Below are 17118 nucleotides of genomic sequence, written 5' to 3'. Positions count from 1 at the left end.
TTAAATTTTAAAATCATCAAATTTTATTTGGACTTACCCGCCACACAAACTACAATTTCCCCTTTAGGAGGTTTTGTTTCGAAATGTTTCAATACTTCTTCAGCTGTTCCTCGAACGGTTTCCTCATGTAGTTTTGATAACTCTCTAGATACAGTTACTTGTCTGTCAGAACCAAAATACTGTACAAATTCGGCTAAAGTTTTTATCAATTTATGAGGAGATACATATAATATCATGGTTCTTGTTTCTTCGGCAAGAGCTAAATATCTTGTTTGACGTCCTTTTTTATCAGGTAAAAAGCCTTCAAAAACAAATTTATCATTAGGGAGACCACTATTTACCAAAGCAGGCACAAAAGCTGTAGCTCCAGGTAAACATTCAACCTCAATATTATTTTCTACGCAAGCACGAGTTAATAAAAAGCCCGGATCTGAAATTGCAGGAGTTCCGGCATCACTAATTAAAGCAATTGTTTCACCTGCTTGCATACGTTTTATCAAACCTTCAACTGTTTTGTGTTCGTTATGCATGTGGTGGCTTTGCATATGCGTAGTAATCTCGAAATGTTTGAGTAATTTTCCGCTATTACGTGTGTCTTCAGCTAAAATAGAATCGACTTCTTTAAGTACTTTTATGGCTCTAAAAGTCATGTCTTCTAGATTTCCTATTGGAGTTGGGACTATGTATAATTTTCCCATTTATGCAAATTTACCTTCTACAAGCTCCATAAATCGAGTAACAAATTCGTCTTTTCCTTCCCAATTGTTATAATCAGGTTTTACCATTTCATCTATGAAGTTTTTAGCATCTTCTAAACTATCTAATGTATTTAGCTGAGAAATAACACGATTTAAGTCTTCACTACTTCCTCCAAAAAGATTTTTTTCAAAAGCGATACGATCATTTAAGGCAATGTTTAAACCCTTATTTAGTTTGTCGTTTAAGTTCGCTCCAGATTTCTCTTCTTTTTTAGAAACAACAACTGGTTTTTCTTCATTGTTTTTTTCTTCAAAAGCAGTTTCAAGTATTGGTTCAAAGATACTTTTAGGTTCTTTTTTAGTTTCAACTTTATCTATTCTTTCAAAAATAGGTTCTGCTGGAATTCCTCCTAAAAGCTCTTCAAAAGAAATTTGCTTTTTATCTTTTGTAGAAATCTCTTCCTTAACTTCTTCTTTAGTTTCTTCAACTTCAACAACTTCTTCTATCTCAACTGCTACAGGTTCTTCTTCAGTACTTGTAACCTCTTCAATAATTTCTTCTTTTGCTTGTTCAAAAGTTGTTTCCTCGTTAGGAATATCCTCTTTAGGTAATTCTTCTTCTATTGGTTTTTCTTCAACTTTAGTTTCAACAGTCAATTCATGATTAGCATCTTCTTTAATTTCTGCTACAACAATTTTTTCATCAAAATCAAAGGCTTTCTCAAGTTTTGATTCAATTTCATGAATTCCTATAGTTGGTTTTACACCATCAAAATTTTCTTCAACAAATAACAAAACCGATAATTTCTCATATAACTTTTGTGCTTCATGATGCAATTCCTTTACGTCATCTTTATTTTTCATTTTCAAGATTCGGTGAGCAATGCTAATTAATTCGGCTTCTAATTTCTTTTTCATTTGGTTACAGATATTGTTTGATGTGCGACTTAAAATTATTTATAACTTTTATAATTATAGTAACTAAAGCGTTTGTTTTTTAATAAATTTGTTCTGTTACAAAGTAATAAAAACTATTCTTTTTTATCGTTATAAAAATAAAAAATGTTTCTTGAAAATACAGTAAACCATAAAGAACAATTTGGCTGGATCGAAGTAATCTGTGGGTCAATGTTTTCTGGTAAAACAGAAGAATTAATACGCAGGTTAAAAAGAGCTCAGTTTGCTAAACAAAAGGTCGAAATTTTTAAACCATCTATTGATACTCGCTATGATGAAGAGATGGTTGTTTCACATAACAAAAACGAAATACGTTCTACTCCTGTGCCTGCAGCTGCTAATATTAGAATATTAGCGCAAGGATGTGATGTTGTAGGAATTGATGAAGCGCAGTTTTTTGATGATGAAATCGTGTCAATTTGTAATGATTTGGCAAATTCAGGGATTCGAGTAATTGTGGCTGGTTTAGATATGGATTTTAAAGGAAATCCTTTTGGACCAATGCCTGCACTCATGGCAACTGCTGAATATGTAACTAAAGTACACGCCGTTTGTACACGCACAGGAAATTTAGCAAATTATAGTTTTAGAAAAACGCAAAATGATAATTTGGTTTTGCTTGGTGAAACTGAAGAATATGAGCCTTTAAGTCGTGCAGCATATTATAATGCCATGAAAAAATTAGAAGAAGAAAAGCAACAAAAAAGAAAATAAAAGTTGAGTATTTCATTAAAAAATATCATTCCCGTAATAGGAGCTAAAGCTAATATTGAATTAGCAACGGGAATTATAGACAATGTTTCTATTGATAGTCGTTCACAACAAAACAATGGTAGAACCTTATTTTTTGCATTGGTTGGGCCTAATCATGACGCTCATGTCTATATAAATGACTTAATTACCAAAGGAGTGAATAGTTTTGTTGTTAATTATATTCCTGATAGCATAAATGATAAAGCAAACTTTTTAGTTGTAGAGAACACTTTACAAGCTTTACAAAATTTTGCTGCATATTATAGAAGTTTGTTTAATTTTCCGGTTATAGGAATTACAGGAAGTAACGGAAAAACAATCGTTAAGGAATGGCTAAACTTTTTACTAAGTCCTGATTATAATATTATAAGAAGTCCTAAAAGTTATAATTCCCAAGTGGGAGTGCCACTTTCTGTGATTGCTATTAATGAAAATCATAATCTTGGAATTTTTGAAGCAGGAATTTCTACAACCGGAGAAATGGTTTATTTGCAAAAAGTAATTAATCCTACTATTGGGATACTTACAAATATAGGAACTGCTCATGATGAAGGTTTTGTTGATATTTCTCAGAAAATAAAGGAAAAACTAAGGTTGTTTTCAGATGTTGAAATTCTCATAATGAATAAAAACAAAACAGTTCAAGCATTCCTGAAACCTGAAATTAAAACTTTTACATGGAGTACACACGATAGAAATGCTGATGTATTTTGTCAGATTAAGTCATTTGAAAATCATTCAAATTTAAATCTGACGTATAAAAAGTTGTGCTTTTCTATTTCAATTCCTTTTATAGATGATGCTTCGATTGAAAACTGTATGCATTGTGTTTTAACAATGTTATACATGCACTATAATGAAGAAACAATTCAAAGTAGAGTTTCTGAATTGTTTCCAGTTGAGATGCGCTTAAAAGTTAAAAACGGAATTAACAATTGTACTTTAATTGATGATAGTTACAGTTCAGATTTTCAATCACTTAAAATTGCATTAGATTTTTTAGAAAATCAAAAACAACACAAAAAAAGAACGCTAATACTATCTGATATTTTTCAGTCTGGATTGTCAGACGAAGAGTTGTATTCAAGAGTTTCACAATTAATTATTTCTCATAAAATTAAACGAGTGATTTGTATTGGTGAAACGATTGTTAGATATAAAAGCAAATTTTTAAATTCAATTGCATTTGCTTCAACAAAGGATTTTATAAAAGCTTTTGATAGTCTAGAATTCAATAATGAAACTATACTTATAAAAGGATCCAGACAATTTGAATTTGAAAATATTGTTTCATTGCTTGAAGAAAAAACGCATGAAACAGTTTTAGAAATTAATTTAAACGCAATTAGTCACAACTTAAATTATTTTAAATCAAAACTTAAGCCTAAAACTAAAGTGATGGTTATGGTTAAAGCCTTTGGATATGGTAGCGGAAGTTTTGAAATTGCGAAACTTTTATCACATCATAAGGTTGATTATTTAGGTGTTGCTTTTGCAGATGAAGGGATTGAACTTAGAAAAGCAGGGATAGAATTACCAATTATGGTCATGAATCCTGAAATGACAAGTTTCAGTTCGATGATACAATATAATTTGGAGCCAGAAATTTATAGTATTCGAGAATTAAAGGCATTTTTAAAAATAGCAGATCAGAAAGAATTAGTAAACTATCCAATTCATATTAAAATTAATACTGGCATGAATCGTTTAGGGTTCGATACTTTAGTAATTCCTGAACTAGTGTCAATTTTGAAAGGAATTACATCTGTTAAAATTAAGAGTATTTTATCTCACTTAGCATCGAGTGATGTTTCGTCACATAAAGAATTTACATTAACTCAAATTTCAGATTTTGAAAGAGATTCTTCTTTTATAATGAAAGAGCTTAAGATAAACCCTATTCGTCATATTTGTAACACTTCAGGAATCAGTAATTTTCCTGATGCGCAATATGATATGGTTCGATTAGGTATTGGTTTATATGGTGTTTCAAATGATGAAGATGAAATGCTTCTGTTAGAAAATGTAGGAACCTTAAAATCTGTTATTTCACAAATTAGAGATATTAATGAAGGGCAAAGTGTAGGGTATAGTAGAAGATTTATTGCAGAGAATAAAACACGTGTTGCTACTGTTCCTATTGGTTACGCTGATGGAATTTCAAGAGCTTGGGGTAATGGAGTAGGGTATGTTGTTGTAAATAATCAAAAAGCACCTATAATAGGAAGTATTTGTATGGATATGCTAATGGTTGATGTAACGGGTATCAATTGTACTGAAGGGACATCGGTGGTTATTTTTGGTAAAGATCCTTCGGTAGTTGAAATTGCAAAAGGTATAAAGACTATTCCTTATGAAATTCTTACTAGTATTTCTGGAAGAGTAAAAAGGGTTTTTTATAGAGAATAATCTTCTTCATTTGTTTTTTCTCAATAAAATGTTAAATTAGTAACTAAAATTAACTAAAAAATAAAAATTATGGGGTTTATTTCTGAATTTAAAGAATTTGCTATGAAAGGCAATTTAGTCGATATGGCAATTGCTTTTGTTATGGGAGGAGCATTTGGTAAAGTTGTAACTGCTTTTGTTGAGAAAATGTTTGCACCTGTGGTTGGTCTCTTGATGGGAGGTATTGATTTAAATGATAAAAAAGTAGTTATAGTTGATGCTGTAGCCGAAATTAAGGATGCAGCCGGTGCGGTTACCACACCAGCAGTTGCTGAAGTAGCGATTCAATGGGGAGCATTTTTAACTGCTCTAATTGACTTTATCATCGTAGCTTTTGTTATGTTTCTGATTATTAAGGCAATAAATAAGTTAAAAAAGCCAGAGCCAGTAACTCAACCTGCTGGGCCAACACAAGAAGAGCTACTTACTCAAATTAGAGATTTATTGAAAAAATAGCCCGCTACATTCATATTCTAACTAAACCACACATTTTTGTGTGGTTTTTCTTTTTTGTATATTTTTAACATCAATATTATTTACTTTTGTGAAGTCAAAATTTAAACACACACATTTAAGATGAAAGTAGCCGTTGTAGGTGCTACCGGTATGGTAGGAGAAGTAATGCTTCAAGTTTTAGCAGAAAGAAATTTTCCAATAACAGAATTAATTCCCGTTGCTTCTGAAAGATCTGTAGGTAACGAAATTGAATTTAAAGGTAATAAGTATAAGGTTGTGGGAATGCAAACGGCGATTGATATGAAACCCGCTATTGCGATTTTTTCTGCTGGTGGAGATACTTCAAAAGAATGGGCTCCAAAGTTTGCTGAAGCTGGTACTACTGTAATCGATAATTCATCTGCATGGAGAATGGATCCAACAAAAAAACTGGTTGTTCCTGAAATTAATGCTTCAGTTTTGACTAAAGAAGACAAAATTATCGCAAACCCTAACTGTTCGACGATTCAAATGGTAATGGTTTTAGCGCCACTTCATAAAGAATATGATATCAAGCGTGTAGTTGTTTCAACATATCAATCGATTACTGGAACTGGGGTAAAAGCTGTTCGCCAATTGGAGAACGAATATGAAGGAGTTAAGGGTGAAATGGCTTATAAATACCAAATTCACCGTAATGCTATTCCTCAATGTGATATTTTTGAAGACAATGATTACACTAAAGAAGAAATGAAATTAGTGCGTGAAACTCAAAAAATATTAGATGACAAAACTATTGCAGTAACAGCTACTGCTGTAAGAATTCCAGTTGTTGGAGGGCACAGCGAAGCAGTAAACGTTGAGTTTGAAAAAGATTATGAAGTTAGTAATGTACGTCAAATTTTGCATCATACAAAAGGAGTAACTGTTCAAGATAATGTAGATACATTTACTTTCCCAATGCCATTATATGCTCAAGGAAAAGATGATGTTTTTGTTGGAAGAATACGTCGTGATGAAAGTCAGCCTAATACATTAAACATGTGGATTGTTGCTGATAATTTACGTAAAGGAGCGGCTACCAATGCTGTGCAAATTGCAGAATATTTGGTTGCAAACAATTTAGTTTAATAAATTTCTTTTATCATATTAATCCGTTATGCCTTAGTATAACGGATTTCTTTTTTATATTTGTTTCAAATGAAAAAGAAATTACTATTTTTTAATTACTCTCTGCTTGGCGCAATATTGTTCGCAATATTGTTTCAATCTGGGCATTCATTTGAACACTTAGTAAAACAGCTCACAACTGAGCATTGCCATCACAAGTACAATACAAACAAAACCGAATTTTCTCATGCTCATAATGATTTTGACGATTGTTTTGTTTGTGAGTATTCTTTCAGTAATTATATACCAACAGAATTTTATTCATTTGAATTTAAAAATTTTGTTGTTAACTATGATGTAATATTTGGTTATAAAAGTGTAGAAATTAATTGCAACTCTACTACTTTTTATCTCAGAGGTCCTCCTGTGAATGTTTAATATCAAATACTTTGTATTAATCTTTATTAAACATTAAAATCAATTAAATGAAATCTTTTTTTATAGCCCTATTTATAGGGTTTTCAATATTTGCCCATGCTCAAACATCATTAAAGGGAACAATAACCGATGAAAAATCAAATAAAATTAATGGTGTAATCATATCTATTCCTGATTTGCATAAAGAAACTAAATCGGATGAAAATGGTAATTATCAGTTTAATCAACTTCCTTATGGAAATTTCATAGTAATCTTTTCTCATCCTGAATTTGATGCAGTTACATCAGCAATTACTTTAAATACTTCTGAAGTTATACATGATGTTATTTTGTCAGAAGAACATTCCCATCACATTGATGAAGTTATAGTATCTACTGTTTTTAACAAAATTCAATCTCAAAATGTAATGAAGGTTGAAAATAAAAAGATAAAAGAATTGCAACAGTCAGGTGCAGCAACTTTGGCAGAAGGATTATCAAAAATACCCGGTGTCTCTAATATTTCAACAGGTACATCAATAGGAAAACCAGTAATTAGAGGTTTGAGTGGTAATCGAGTTCTAGTATATTCTCAAGGCGTTCGATTAGAAAACCAACAATTTGGAGAAGAACATGGTTTAGGATTAAACGATAGTGGTGTAGAAAGTGTAGAAGTAATAAAAGGACCAGCTTCTTTATTGTATGGATCAGATGCTCTTGGAGGTGTTTTATATTTTAATCCTGAAAAATTTGCGAAATCAAATTCATATTCGAGTGATTTTAGCCAAAAGTTCTTTACTAACACATTAGGAAGTAACACAAGTTTTGGATTAAAAACTTCTTCAGAAAATTGGAAATTTCTTATTAGAGGTGGTTACAATATTCATTCAGATTATGAAATGCCAAATGGTAATCGTGTTACAAATACTCGCTTTGAAGAAACTGATTTAAAAACAGGGATTGGTTATAGTAACAAATCGTTTTCAACAACTTTTCGCTATAACTTAAATAATTTAAATCTTGGCTTACCAGAAGAGATTGGAGAAAACACAATTAAAAAAGATCCAGATTATCCAAGACAAGGTGTTTTAAATCACATTGCAAGTTTACATAATACCTTATTTTTTAAAAAATCTAAACTAGATTTTGATTTTGGTTACATAGCAAACGATAGAAACGAATTTGAAGATTCAAAGATTCCAATTTTGAGAATGGATTTGCAAACATTTAATTATGATATTAAATATTATTTACCAAAAGTTGGAAATTTTGAGACTATAATTGGTATACAAGGAATGAATCAAACCAATAAAAATTTAGGTGAAGAAATATTAATTCCTGATGCAAAAACAAAAGATATGGGCTTTTTGATCACATCCAACTACGAATGGAATAAAAATGTAATTCAAGCGGGGCTTAGATTTGATAACAGAAGTGTTGAAACCCAAACACATGGTGAAATAGGAGAGGAAGGATATTTTGAAGCTATTAACAAAAAATTTCATAGTTTCAATGCTTCTTTAGGTTATAAAACTAATTTGTTAGAAAAACTTACTTTACGTGCTAATTTAGCTTCAGGGTTTAGAGCGCCAAATCTAGCCGAATTAACTTCTAATGGCGTGCATGAAGGAAGTAATCGTTACGAAATAGGAAATTCAAATTTAAAAAACGAGCAAAATATTCAGGCTGATGTAAATATTGAATATGGCAACTCACATTTTGAATTCTTTGTAAATGGGTTTTATAATCACATTAATAATTACATCTTTATCGCTCCAACATTAGATTTTATAGATGATAATTTAGTTTACAATTACATGCAAGCTAACAGTGTGCTTTATGGTGGAGAGGCAGGAATACACTTTCACCCACATCCAATAGACTGGCTTCATTATACAAGCAGTTTTGAAAGTGTAACAGGTAAAATGTCTGGTGGTGAAAATCTTCCACTAATTCCAGCGAATAAACTTAATAATACAATTAGAGTAGAAGTAAAATCTTTTAATTGGCTTAAGAAATCATATGTTTCATTAAATCTAGAAACTTATTTGAAGCAAACTAAAGTGAGTGCATTCGAAACTTCAACTAATGATTATTCATTGCTAAATTTTGGACTAGGTGGAAATATAAACTTATTTAATACTAAGTTTGAATTTAATATAAGCGGAAATAATTTACTTGATAAAGAATATATTTCTCATTTATCTAGGTTAAAAACAGATGGAATACCTAACATTGGAAGAAATATAATGCTAGGAGTTAATTTTAATCTATAGAAAAAAGCCTCTTAATTGAGGCTTTTTTTATTCAATAAACTTAGCTTTTATTTTTAGAATAGGCATTCATTATGTAGAATTATTTTTTTCTTTTACCCTTGAAAATAAAAACATAAAGTAAATTATTTGAGTAATTCAAAACAATAATTTGAAGGCTTTGCATGTATTGGCATTGCATAAATTATGTCTAAAGCAGCTCGTATTTGAGCTTCATCTTCATAGATTGAAGTTTGTTCTCTTTGCCAATCAAATTGAGGTAATAAAGGGTTTTGTAATTTATAATAACTTGTAGCAACTTCTAGTAATTTGGTTCTATTGTCTACTAATTCTTGAGTATAGATATGTTCTTTTAAAACTTGTTTAGCTGACAAAAATTCGAAATAAATGACACGCCTTTTTTTATTTTTTTGCAAAATATCTGAACAATGTGCTAACATCATATCATGAATAAGAATATCTCCTCGTTTCATTGGTACTTCTATTGCCTCTTCCTGAGCTAGTTCACAAATCGTTTTTTTACTCAAATGACTTTTTGGTATTACTTTAAGAGCACCATCACCTTCATTAGCATCATCAATATAAATACCTGCTGTAAAACAATTTCCAGGTTGTTCGTTTACCATATCTTGATGCCACAAAACAGGCAACTGATCGCCAGAGTTTTTAATTACTGCAAATTCTTGTATAGCAAAAAAATCTTTTCCGCAAATGGTTTCAGCTATGTTAAGCAATAAAGGACCACCCAATAATTCTAAACAAGCTAAATTATTTTTATAACACAACAACTCAATGTTGGTAACAAATTTTTGTTCTCCTACAGTAATGATTACTTTTTGAGTGTCTCCTTCATCTGACATTACTTCATCAAAATAGACTTGCAATTTGTGTAATAATTCAGTAGGTAGACAATTGGTTAATTTTAAAAAGCCTTCTTTGTAAAACTCTTCTAACTGTTTGGCTGTTATAATTGAATTCATTTTATAAATGTAGTCAATGTCAGTTAGTTTAATCCAAAAACTTTTCTTTCAACTCAGGAGTTGGTATCATACATGATTCTTTTTTTCCGAACCAATTGTATCTATTTTTGGCAATAAAATCATACAAAGTATCACGAATAAATCCAGGAATATATTTGAATATGATTGCATATGCATAAGGGCCTCCCAAATTTTTAGCAATTTTTAAAGCGGCCTGTGATTTATAATAATATGCCTTTCCTGGTTCATAAAACACTACGCTGTCAATGTTTCTTTCGGAAATTCCAATGTGTTTTAAAATTTTTTGACCTAAATCAGACTGAAAAGAAACAAATCTAAAAATATCTTTTTTATCACGCTTAATAATATAATTAACAGTAGAATCACATAAGTTGCAAACACCGTCAAACAATATTATTTTTTTATTTTGCGGGATACCTTCCATTTTATTTTGGCTGAATATATTCTAATTGGTCTAAACTAACTTTTGAAGTAAAGATACCATAATTTACCGTTGCTTTGTTTTTTTCTATTATATCAATTGTGCCTATTGATTTGCCATCAATCATTCGAACACGATCACCAACTTTAAGTATTACTTTTGGTTTGTTTTCTTCTTCAATTTTTGCTTTGAGTTTTTTTTCCTTTTTCTCTTTTCGAATTTCTTCTACTTTAATTTGAACTTCTTCGATAACTTTTTTAACAATAACTTCTTTTTCTTTTTTCTCTTTAATCGTTAGTTTTTTACGCTTCGAATTTTCAATCTCCACCATTTTCAAAAACTCACCAATTAGCTCTTTTTTGTTTTTATTGTTGAAGTATTTTTCAGAAATGTCATCAATTTTTTGACCAATGTAAACCAAACGCTGATTTGCATCATATAACTCTTGATAACGCTCCAATTTATCTTGGATTTTAGCGTTAATGTTTTCCATTTTTTTGCTTTCTTCTCTTGCTTTAATTTCTTCTTCTTTTAGATTTTGAGAAGTTTTTTCAAGCTTTGAACGTTCCTTTTGAAGATTAGCAATTGTTTTGTCGAAACGTACTTTACCACCTTCAATTTTCTTTTTGGCACGATTAATCAATCCGTAAGGAATACCATTTTTTTGTGCTACTTCAAATGTGAATGAACTACCAGCCTGACCAAGAACTAATTTGTACATTGGTTCCAATGATTTTTCATCAAAAAGCATATTGGCATTGGTTGCATGTGGCAATTCGTTGGCCAACATTTTTAAATTTGAATAATGCGTTGTAATGATCCCAAATGCTTCTCTTTCATAGAATTCTTCAAGAAAAACTTCAGCCAAAGCACCACCTAATTCAGGGTCTGATCCAGTTCCGAATTCGTCAATAAGAAATAAAGTTTTAGAATTACATTTTTTTAAGAAGTAATTCATGTTTTTCAATCGGTAGCTATATGTACTTAAATGATTTTCTATCGATTGATTATCACCAATATCTGTCATTATTCTATCAAACAGGCAAGTTTCACTACGTTCATGAACAGGTATCAACATACCAGATTGTAACATCAATTGCAGTAAACCAACTGTTTTCATTGAAATGGTTTTACCACCAGCATTTGGCCCGGAAATTACTACTATTCTGTTCTCACTATTAAAATCAAATGTTTGTGGATACGTAACTTCTTTTTTTGCCTTGTTTGTTAAATATAAAATAGGATGGAAAGCATCTCTAAAGTAAATTTTACGTTCTCTTGTAATATTTGGCAATAAACCATTAATCTTTCTTGCATATTTAGCTTTTGCGGCAATTACATCTACATCACTTAAAAAGTCTTGATACTGAATTAATAATGGTAAAAAAGGACGAATAGAATTGGTTAAGTTTTTGAGAATTTTAATAATTTCCTCTCTTTCTTCATATTCTAAATTGGCTAATTCTCTCGAATATCGTAATGTAGATTCTGGTTCTATATAAGCGATGCTTCCTGTTTTTGAACTTCCTAAAATGGAACCTTTAACCTTACGGCGATACATCGCTAAAACTGCCAAAACACGTCTATTGTCAACTACAGTTTCTCTAATTTCATCTAGATAACCTAACGAATTATACTGACTTAAAGCCAAACCGAAACTTTGATTTACTTTACCTCGTATAGTATTCATGTTTCTGCGAATATCGAGTAATGTTGGTGTAGCATCATCTTTAACTTCACCGTATTTGTCTAATACGGTGTCGATCGATTTTGTTATTTCTTTGGTAATCTCTATTTCGCCTGCCTTTAAAGCTAAAGCTGGATAATACTCCTGAAATTTTTTTAAGAACAGTAATAAGGTATTTGTGTTTTCTGAAATAGAATGAATTTTTTTAAAACTCGGTAATTCTAGAAAACTATCCTCTATACCTAGAAATTTGATCTCATTTATGATAGGTTCAAATCCATGATTAGGAAGTGCATTGTTATTATCGAAAGAAGATCTGTATTCAGACGTTTCTAATAGCGATTGCATCAATTCCTCTTCATTTTTTAGAGGCTTGATGTTTAGTGCTTTTTCGTTACCAATTTCGGTAATACATAGTTCCGAAATGGTTTCTAAAACTGTTTGAAATTGTAAATCTTGTAGTGTTTTTGTATTTATTGAAATCATTTTTAAAGAAAGTGACTAAGTAGCAAAGTTACAAAGTTTCAAAATAATATATTTGCTTAAAATACACCTAAAAATGCAGTTTATTATTCATTCTTCCTGGCAACCTTTTTTTGATCTAGAACAAGCAAAGCCCTATTTTATAGAACTTACTAAACAAGTTGATGAGGAATATGAAACAAATGTTTGTTTTCCTCCAAAAGAGTTGATATTTAATGCCTTTAATAAATGTTCTTTAAACGATTTAAAAGTTGTAATTATTGGTCAAGATCCCTATCATGGAACAGGTGAGGCTAACGGGCTGTGTTTTTCTGTTAATGATGGAGTAGCCATTCCACCATCATTAAAAAATATATTGATTGAAATTAATAATGAGTATGAACGTGTGTTTTTTCCAACTTCAGGAAATTTAGAGCATTGGGCAAATCAAGGTGTTTTACTCTTAAATGCTTCATTAACTGTACGAAAAGATTTGGCTAACAGTCATAAACATTTAAAATGGAATGTTTTTACCGATAATGCAATTCAATATATCTCTGAAAATACAAAAGGTGTAGTCTTCTTACTTTGGGGGAGTTTTGCACAGAAAAAAGGAGCAAAAATCAATAAAGAAGAGCATTTGGTTTTAGAAACAGGGCATCCATCGCCATTAAGTGCTAACCGAGGTTTTTGGTTTGGAAACAATCATTTTTTAAAAACAAATGAGTATTTAAAAAGTCTAAACAAGCAAGAAATTTTGTGGTAACTATTAATTGTATAGCGTTAATTCACCCAGAATTTTTTCACTCATAAAACGTCCTCCAGGATAATAACCAGTATAATCTAAATTTAGCCATATTTGCCCACGTTCGTCAATATGGTAGTGAATCTCTTTGTTTTTACTTTCTTCAACAAAAAGAACTTTTTTTATTAGGAAAATCACATTCTCTAAATCTCTTTTGTTGCCAATTAGCATCTCAGGATAAATATGAGCATCAGTATGAATAAGTCTCGGTGTTCCTCCAACAGCTTTAACACAAGCAGCCATAAGCACGGCATGATCATCACAATCACCAGAAAAATGCTGTAATGTTTCTGATGCTGATGCAATGTAATTATTTCCAATGGGATCACTGACATAATTCCAACGGGATTTAATTTCTTTAAATACTGCAAAGCATTGAATAGTAGTTCTGTAATAACTGTATCCTTTGAGTTTTTTTGCTTCAGAAAAATGTTTAGTTGTGGCTAATAGAGCGAAGTTTCTAACCTTTGGATTTTGAAAATCAATTGATCGTAATACTTTTGTTTTGTTAGGGAAAGGTAATAGTTTACTAACAATAAGATCTTGCGGATGAGCCGAATCTCCCATGGTATACATCATAGATCTATAATCGTCATAAACGCGATAAAAGCTGTATTCACCAAATAAAGTGCCATAGGTTAAAAATAAAATATAGACGAATACACAAACTAGAATTGTCTTTTTTAGTTTTAGGAGTATAAATTGAAATACTGTCAAAAGTGCTATAAAAATAAGAATTCTGTCAATTGGAATTCGTAAATCGATTTCAGCAAGATTTTGGTGAATGATAATAAATACAGGAATTGTAAAAAGTACATTCAATAAAAAAATTACAATACTATCCCAAGGCTTTGGAAGAGAAAGCTTGTTTTTATAGGCAGTATAATAATTTTTAAGGGCTGAAAACATTTTATTAAAACGATAAAAATAACGAATTATTTAACTACCGCTTCATAAGGGATTTTATTTTCAATTAAATTTAACTCAAATAGCTGATTTTGTACTTTATCAAAAGTAGTACTGTCTAATTTCTTTTGTGACCAACGTGTTAATTTTAACCATTCCTGAATGTCTTCTAACTTTTGATTGTATCTTGAGGCTAAGGTTCTGTCTATACTTGGTATCGTTTTAAATTCTATTGTGGTATTATTTATTATTTCTAAAATCAAATCAACAGTCGAAGAATTGTTTTTTAAGAATTCATTTCTAACAGCAATGACAAAACACGGCCAGGGAGTAGGACAGTCGGCAATTCTTCTAAAAGTACCGTTATCGACTAATGGTTTAGTCATAAAGCGTTCCCACATAAAGTAATCTGCTTTACCATTTTGTAATGTTTTTACAGCACCATCAATAGTGTTTACAATTTCGAATTTTAAGTTAGATGTATCCCAATTTTGTTGTTTTGCATTTACAAAACTCATCAAATGAGAACCTGAACCAATTCTTGATATAGCCGATGTAGTATTTTCTAAATCAAATAATTGTAAATAATTTGAATTTACATCAACATGGATACCCCAAATTAATGGTGATTGAACATAAACTTGAACAATAGTAGCATCATTACCAGCAGCAATGTCTTTTATTATTCCTTCTGTGAGAATTACTGCGATGTCGGTTTCATCATTTCGAAGCATTTGACACATTTTACCAGTGCCTTCAGGTATATCTGTCCATTGTAAATCTATGCCTACTTCATCAAACTCTCCATTTTCTATACACAAATGCCATGGCAAATTAAAATGTTCTGGTACTCCTATAATTCTTACTGATTTCATTTTTAAACTTAATAAATAATTTATTTTTTAGCTTGCCACCAATTCCATTGAATACCATCTTCAGCAGTATACTCTTCCATAAAATTGAACCCAACTTTTTTTAGAACCTGATTTGAAGCTCCATTTTGACTGTGTGTGTATGCATTGAGATTTTCAACTTTCAATTCGTTTAAACCATAGTTTAACCAAAATTTTGTTGCTTCTGTTGCATAGCCTTTGTTCCAAAATCGTTCATCTAAGCGATAACCATAATCGAAGAAATTTGTATTGCCATTTTCTGTGTGATCATCAACAAATTTTATCCCTGTCCATCCAATAAATTCACCTGTTTCTTTTAAAATGGTGGCAAAACGACCAATATTATTTCTTTGATATTGTTCATTAACATAATTGATGACTTTTATTACTTCATCGATTTCTTGGACAGGTTTTTGCCAAAGATATTTATGGACACTAGGATTTTTATCCATTATAAACATATCTTCTGCATCCGTTAAAGCTAACGGACGAAGAAGTAATCTGTCGGTTTCAAATAGTATATTCATTATTCAAAAATTTGCTTTAAATGATGTTTCATGTGAGTGATATAATCTTCAATTAAAAACTCTAAATCGCAAATTGATAAATCATATAAATTTATTTTCGTTTTTAATTGTTCTTCAGGAATATCTTTTAAAATAAAAGCAATTTGTTTATTAAGATGATACCATAATTTTAATAAATCATCAAACTTTTTTTTCTGATATTTATTAATTCGAACTAATTCATCCTGATTATAGACTGTTACCAAATAAGTGGTATCTGAAAGCTGTGATTCTGTAAATCTTTTTAGATTGTTGATTGCAGAATCAACCAAATGACCTAGTATTTCATTTTTTGACCATTTATCATCCGAAGACTTAAAGCTGTAGTCACAGTTAATATTCTTGAGATACAGCTGTTTTGTTTCTTTAATGAGTTCTTCAATCTGATAGGCGTAAAAATGAATCATTACTCAGTGAGCTTTTGTAAGGTATAAGCGATTAATTCATCAACTGCTTTATATGGATCAGCGCTAAAAGTTCCATCAGCACGATTTGCAATAATAGCGTTTAATGATAATGTTTCGTGTCCTAATAGTTTACCTAGTCCATAAATGGCAGCTGTTTCCATTTCAAGATTTGTCATTCTTGTTCCTTCAAAATTAAAGGCATCCATTTTACTATTCAATTCAGGATCTTGAATGTTTAATCGTAAAACACGTCCTTGAGGCCCATAGAAACCACCAGCCGTACCAGTGAAACCTTTGTGAATTTGCTCACTTTCAATCCATTTTTCTAATTTTTCAGAACAACTTACTACATAAGGTTTTCCTTTTCTAAGATCCCAATTCGTTTGAGAAATAAAGGCTTCTTCAATTTCTTTTTCTGAAATATCATCAATTAGATAAGAGCGTAACATATTGTCTAATCCTAAACCGTATTTAGACATTACAAAACTATCACAAGGAATATCTGCTTGTAAAGATCCCGAAGTACCAATACGTACAATGTTTAATTTTGTTAATGTTTCTTTTGGTTGTCGCGTCTCTAAATCGATATTTACTAAAGCATCAAGTTCATTCATCACGATATCGATATTGTCTGGGCCAATTCCAGTCGACATTACAGTGATACGTTTTCCTTTAAATATTCCAGTTTGTGTTTTGAATTCTCTTTTTTGAGTAGAGAATTCAACTGAGTCAAAGAATTTTGTAATTTTTTCAACTCTATTTTGATCACCCACAAAAATGATGTCATGTGCAATATGTTCTGGTTTAAGATTTAAGTGATACACACTTCCATCAGGGTTCAGAATTAATTCTGAAGATTTAATTTCACTCATTTTATTA

General features: G+C 30.7%; 17 protein-coding genes. 7 read left to right on the top strand and 10 right to left on the bottom strand.

The window, feature by feature from the left end; genetic code table 11:
* Positions 1-23 precede the first annotated feature (23 nt).
* Together rsmI and LJY17_RS04025 are read right to left on the bottom strand one after the other, a co-directional pair.
* The gene (gene rsmI / locus LJY17_RS04030; protein WP_264542569.1) at positions 24-698 is read right to left on the bottom strand and encodes a 16S rRNA (cytidine(1402)-2'-O)-methyltransferase; all 675 of its coding nucleotides are present in this window, start codon (positions 696-698) and stop codon (positions 24-26) included.
* Positions 699-1616: a hypothetical protein gene (locus tag LJY17_RS04025; protein ID WP_264542568.1), complete on the bottom strand. Its 918-nt coding sequence runs from the start codon at positions 1614-1616 to the stop codon at positions 699-701. It lies immediately after the preceding gene.
* Between the two features lie 144 nt (positions 1617-1760).
* Between LJY17_RS04025 and LJY17_RS04020 the strand changes: the two genes are divergently transcribed.
* From LJY17_RS04020 to LJY17_RS03995, 6 genes are all read left to right on the top strand, one after another.
* Positions 1761-2369: a thymidine kinase gene (locus LJY17_RS04020; RefSeq protein ID WP_264542567.1), complete on the top strand. Its 609-nt coding sequence runs from the start codon at positions 1761-1763 to the stop codon at positions 2367-2369.
* 3 nt (positions 2370-2372) lie between these two features.
* On the top strand, positions 2373-4817 hold the full coding sequence (locus LJY17_RS04015; protein WP_264542566.1) for a bifunctional UDP-N-acetylmuramoyl-tripeptide:D-alanyl-D-alanine ligase/alanine racemase: 2445 nt from the start codon (positions 2373-2375) through the stop codon (positions 4815-4817).
* 69 nt (positions 4818-4886) lie between these two features.
* The gene (gene mscL, locus LJY17_RS04010; protein WP_264542565.1) at positions 4887-5312 is read left to right on the top strand and encodes a large conductance mechanosensitive channel protein MscL; all 426 of its coding nucleotides are present in this window, start codon (positions 4887-4889) and stop codon (positions 5310-5312) included.
* 120 nt (positions 5313-5432) lie between these two features.
* Positions 5433-6422, top strand: a complete 990-nt coding sequence (locus tag LJY17_RS04005; protein ID WP_264542564.1) for an aspartate-semialdehyde dehydrogenase — start codon at positions 5433-5435, stop codon at positions 6420-6422.
* 69 nt (positions 6423-6491) lie between these two features.
* On the top strand, positions 6492-6839 hold the full coding sequence (locus LJY17_RS04000; RefSeq protein ID WP_264542563.1) for a hypothetical protein: 348 nt from the start codon (positions 6492-6494) through the stop codon (positions 6837-6839).
* Positions 6840-6886: 47 nt separating this feature from the next.
* Positions 6887-9094, top strand: a complete 2208-nt coding sequence (locus LJY17_RS03995; RefSeq protein WP_264542562.1) for a TonB-dependent receptor — start codon at positions 6887-6889, stop codon at positions 9092-9094.
* Positions 9095-9216: 122 nt separating this feature from the next.
* On the opposite strand, the gene LJY17_RS03990 is transcribed toward LJY17_RS03995, so the two are convergent.
* Genes LJY17_RS03990 through LJY17_RS03980 form a run of 3 tightly spaced genes read right to left on the bottom strand, consistent with a single transcriptional unit; the run spans position 9217 to position 12686 of the window.
* Complete coding sequence (locus LJY17_RS03990; RefSeq protein ID WP_264542561.1) at positions 9217-10071, bottom strand: phytanoyl-CoA dioxygenase family protein; 855 nt, start codon at positions 10069-10071, stop codon at positions 9217-9219.
* A gap of 28 nt (positions 10072-10099) precedes the next feature.
* Positions 10100-10516 carry a thiol-disulfide oxidoreductase DCC family protein gene (locus LJY17_RS03985; protein ID WP_264542560.1) on the bottom strand — a complete coding sequence of 139 codons (417 nt, stop codon included), beginning with the start codon at positions 10514-10516 and terminating at the stop codon, positions 10100-10102.
* A 1-nt stretch (position 10517) separates the two neighbouring features.
* Positions 10518-12686 (bottom strand): endonuclease MutS2, encoded by a 2169-nt coding sequence (locus LJY17_RS03980; RefSeq protein ID WP_264542559.1) that lies wholly within the window; start codon positions 12684-12686, stop codon positions 10518-10520.
* 73 nt (positions 12687-12759) lie between these two features.
* Here LJY17_RS03980 and LJY17_RS03975 point away from each other — a divergent pair, with 73 nt between their 5' ends.
* On the top strand, positions 12760-13428 hold the full coding sequence (locus LJY17_RS03975; RefSeq protein WP_264542558.1) for a uracil-DNA glycosylase: 669 nt from the start codon (positions 12760-12762) through the stop codon (positions 13426-13428).
* Positions 13429-13431: 3 nt separating this feature from the next.
* Here LJY17_RS03975 and LJY17_RS03970 read toward each other — a convergent pair whose 3' ends face one another.
* From LJY17_RS03970 to LJY17_RS03950, 5 genes are read right to left on the bottom strand one after another with little or no spacing between them, the layout of a single operon-like run.
* On the bottom strand, positions 13432-14376 hold the full coding sequence (locus LJY17_RS03970; protein WP_264542557.1) for a transglutaminase domain-containing protein: 945 nt from the start codon (positions 14374-14376) through the stop codon (positions 13432-13434).
* Positions 14377-14402: 26 nt separating this feature from the next.
* The gene (locus tag LJY17_RS03965) at positions 14403-15248 is read right to left on the bottom strand and encodes a substrate-binding domain-containing protein (protein ID WP_264542556.1); all 846 of its coding nucleotides are present in this window, start codon (positions 15246-15248) and stop codon (positions 14403-14405) included.
* Positions 15249-15268: 20 nt separating this feature from the next.
* On the bottom strand, positions 15269-15793 hold the full coding sequence (locus tag LJY17_RS03960; protein ID WP_264542555.1) for a GNAT family N-acetyltransferase: 525 nt from the start codon (positions 15791-15793) through the stop codon (positions 15269-15271).
* Positions 15793-16239 (bottom strand): DinB family protein, encoded by a 447-nt coding sequence (locus LJY17_RS03955; protein ID WP_264542554.1) that lies wholly within the window; start codon positions 16237-16239, stop codon positions 15793-15795. Before LJY17_RS03955 ends, LJY17_RS03960 begins: the two co-directional genes overlap by 1 nt.
* Positions 16239-17111, bottom strand: a complete 873-nt coding sequence (locus tag LJY17_RS03950; RefSeq protein WP_264542553.1) for a nucleoside phosphorylase — start codon at positions 17109-17111, stop codon at positions 16239-16241. The genes LJY17_RS03955 and LJY17_RS03950 overlap by 1 nt, the downstream gene beginning before the upstream one ends.
* Positions 17112-17118 lie beyond the last annotated feature (7 nt).

It is taken from the genome of Flavobacterium hankyongi, from assembly GCF_036840915.1.
Classification (GTDB): domain Bacteria; phylum Bacteroidota; class Bacteroidia; order Flavobacteriales; family Flavobacteriaceae; genus Flavobacterium; species Flavobacterium hankyongi.
This window is presented reverse-complemented; position numbering and strand designations above follow the sequence as displayed.

Excerpts from the sequence above, each read along its gene's own strand:
- LJY17_RS03980 (WP_264542559.1), bottom strand. The coding sequence starts at position 12,686 with ATGATTTCAATAAATACAAAAACACTACAAGATTTACAATTTCAAACA.
- LJY17_RS04020 (WP_264542567.1), top strand. The coding sequence starts at position 1,761 with ATGTTTCTTGAAAATACAGTAAACCATAAAGAACAATTTGGCTGGATC.
- LJY17_RS03985 (WP_264542560.1), bottom strand. The coding sequence starts at position 10,516 with ATGGAAGGTATCCCGCAAAATAAAAAAATAATATTGTTTGACGGTGTT.
- LJY17_RS03995 (WP_264542562.1), top strand. The coding sequence starts at position 6,887 with ATGAAATCTTTTTTTATAGCCCTATTTATAGGGTTTTCAATATTTGCC.
- mscL (WP_264542565.1), top strand. The coding sequence starts at position 4,887 with ATGGGGTTTATTTCTGAATTTAAAGAATTTGCTATGAAAGGCAATTTA.
- LJY17_RS03990 (WP_264542561.1), bottom strand. The coding sequence starts at position 10,071 with ATGAATTCAATTATAACAGCCAAACAGTTAGAAGAGTTTTACAAAGAA.
- LJY17_RS03960 (WP_264542555.1), bottom strand. The coding sequence starts at position 15,793 with ATGAATATACTATTTGAAACCGACAGATTACTTCTTCGTCCGTTAGCT.
- LJY17_RS04025 (WP_264542568.1), bottom strand. The coding sequence starts at position 1,616 with ATGAAAAAGAAATTAGAAGCCGAATTAATTAGCATTGCTCACCGAATC.
- LJY17_RS03955 (WP_264542554.1), bottom strand. The coding sequence starts at position 16,239 with ATGATTCATTTTTACGCCTATCAGATTGAAGAACTCATTAAAGAAACA.
- LJY17_RS03965 (WP_264542556.1), bottom strand. The coding sequence starts at position 15,248 with ATGAAATCAGTAAGAATTATAGGAGTACCAGAACATTTTAATTTGCCA.
- LJY17_RS03975 (WP_264542558.1), top strand. The coding sequence starts at position 12,760 with ATGCAGTTTATTATTCATTCTTCCTGGCAACCTTTTTTTGATCTAGAA.
- LJY17_RS03950 (WP_264542553.1), bottom strand. The coding sequence starts at position 17,111 with ATGAGTGAAATTAAATCTTCAGAATTAATTCTGAACCCTGATGGAAGT.
- LJY17_RS04005 (WP_264542564.1), top strand. The coding sequence starts at position 5,433 with ATGAAAGTAGCCGTTGTAGGTGCTACCGGTATGGTAGGAGAAGTAATG.
- LJY17_RS03970 (WP_264542557.1), bottom strand. The coding sequence starts at position 14,376 with ATGTTTTCAGCCCTTAAAAATTATTATACTGCCTATAAAAACAAGCTT.
- LJY17_RS04000 (WP_264542563.1), top strand. The coding sequence starts at position 6,492 with ATGAAAAAGAAATTACTATTTTTTAATTACTCTCTGCTTGGCGCAATA.
- rsmI (WP_264542569.1), bottom strand. The coding sequence starts at position 698 with ATGGGAAAATTATACATAGTCCCAACTCCAATAGGAAATCTAGAAGAC.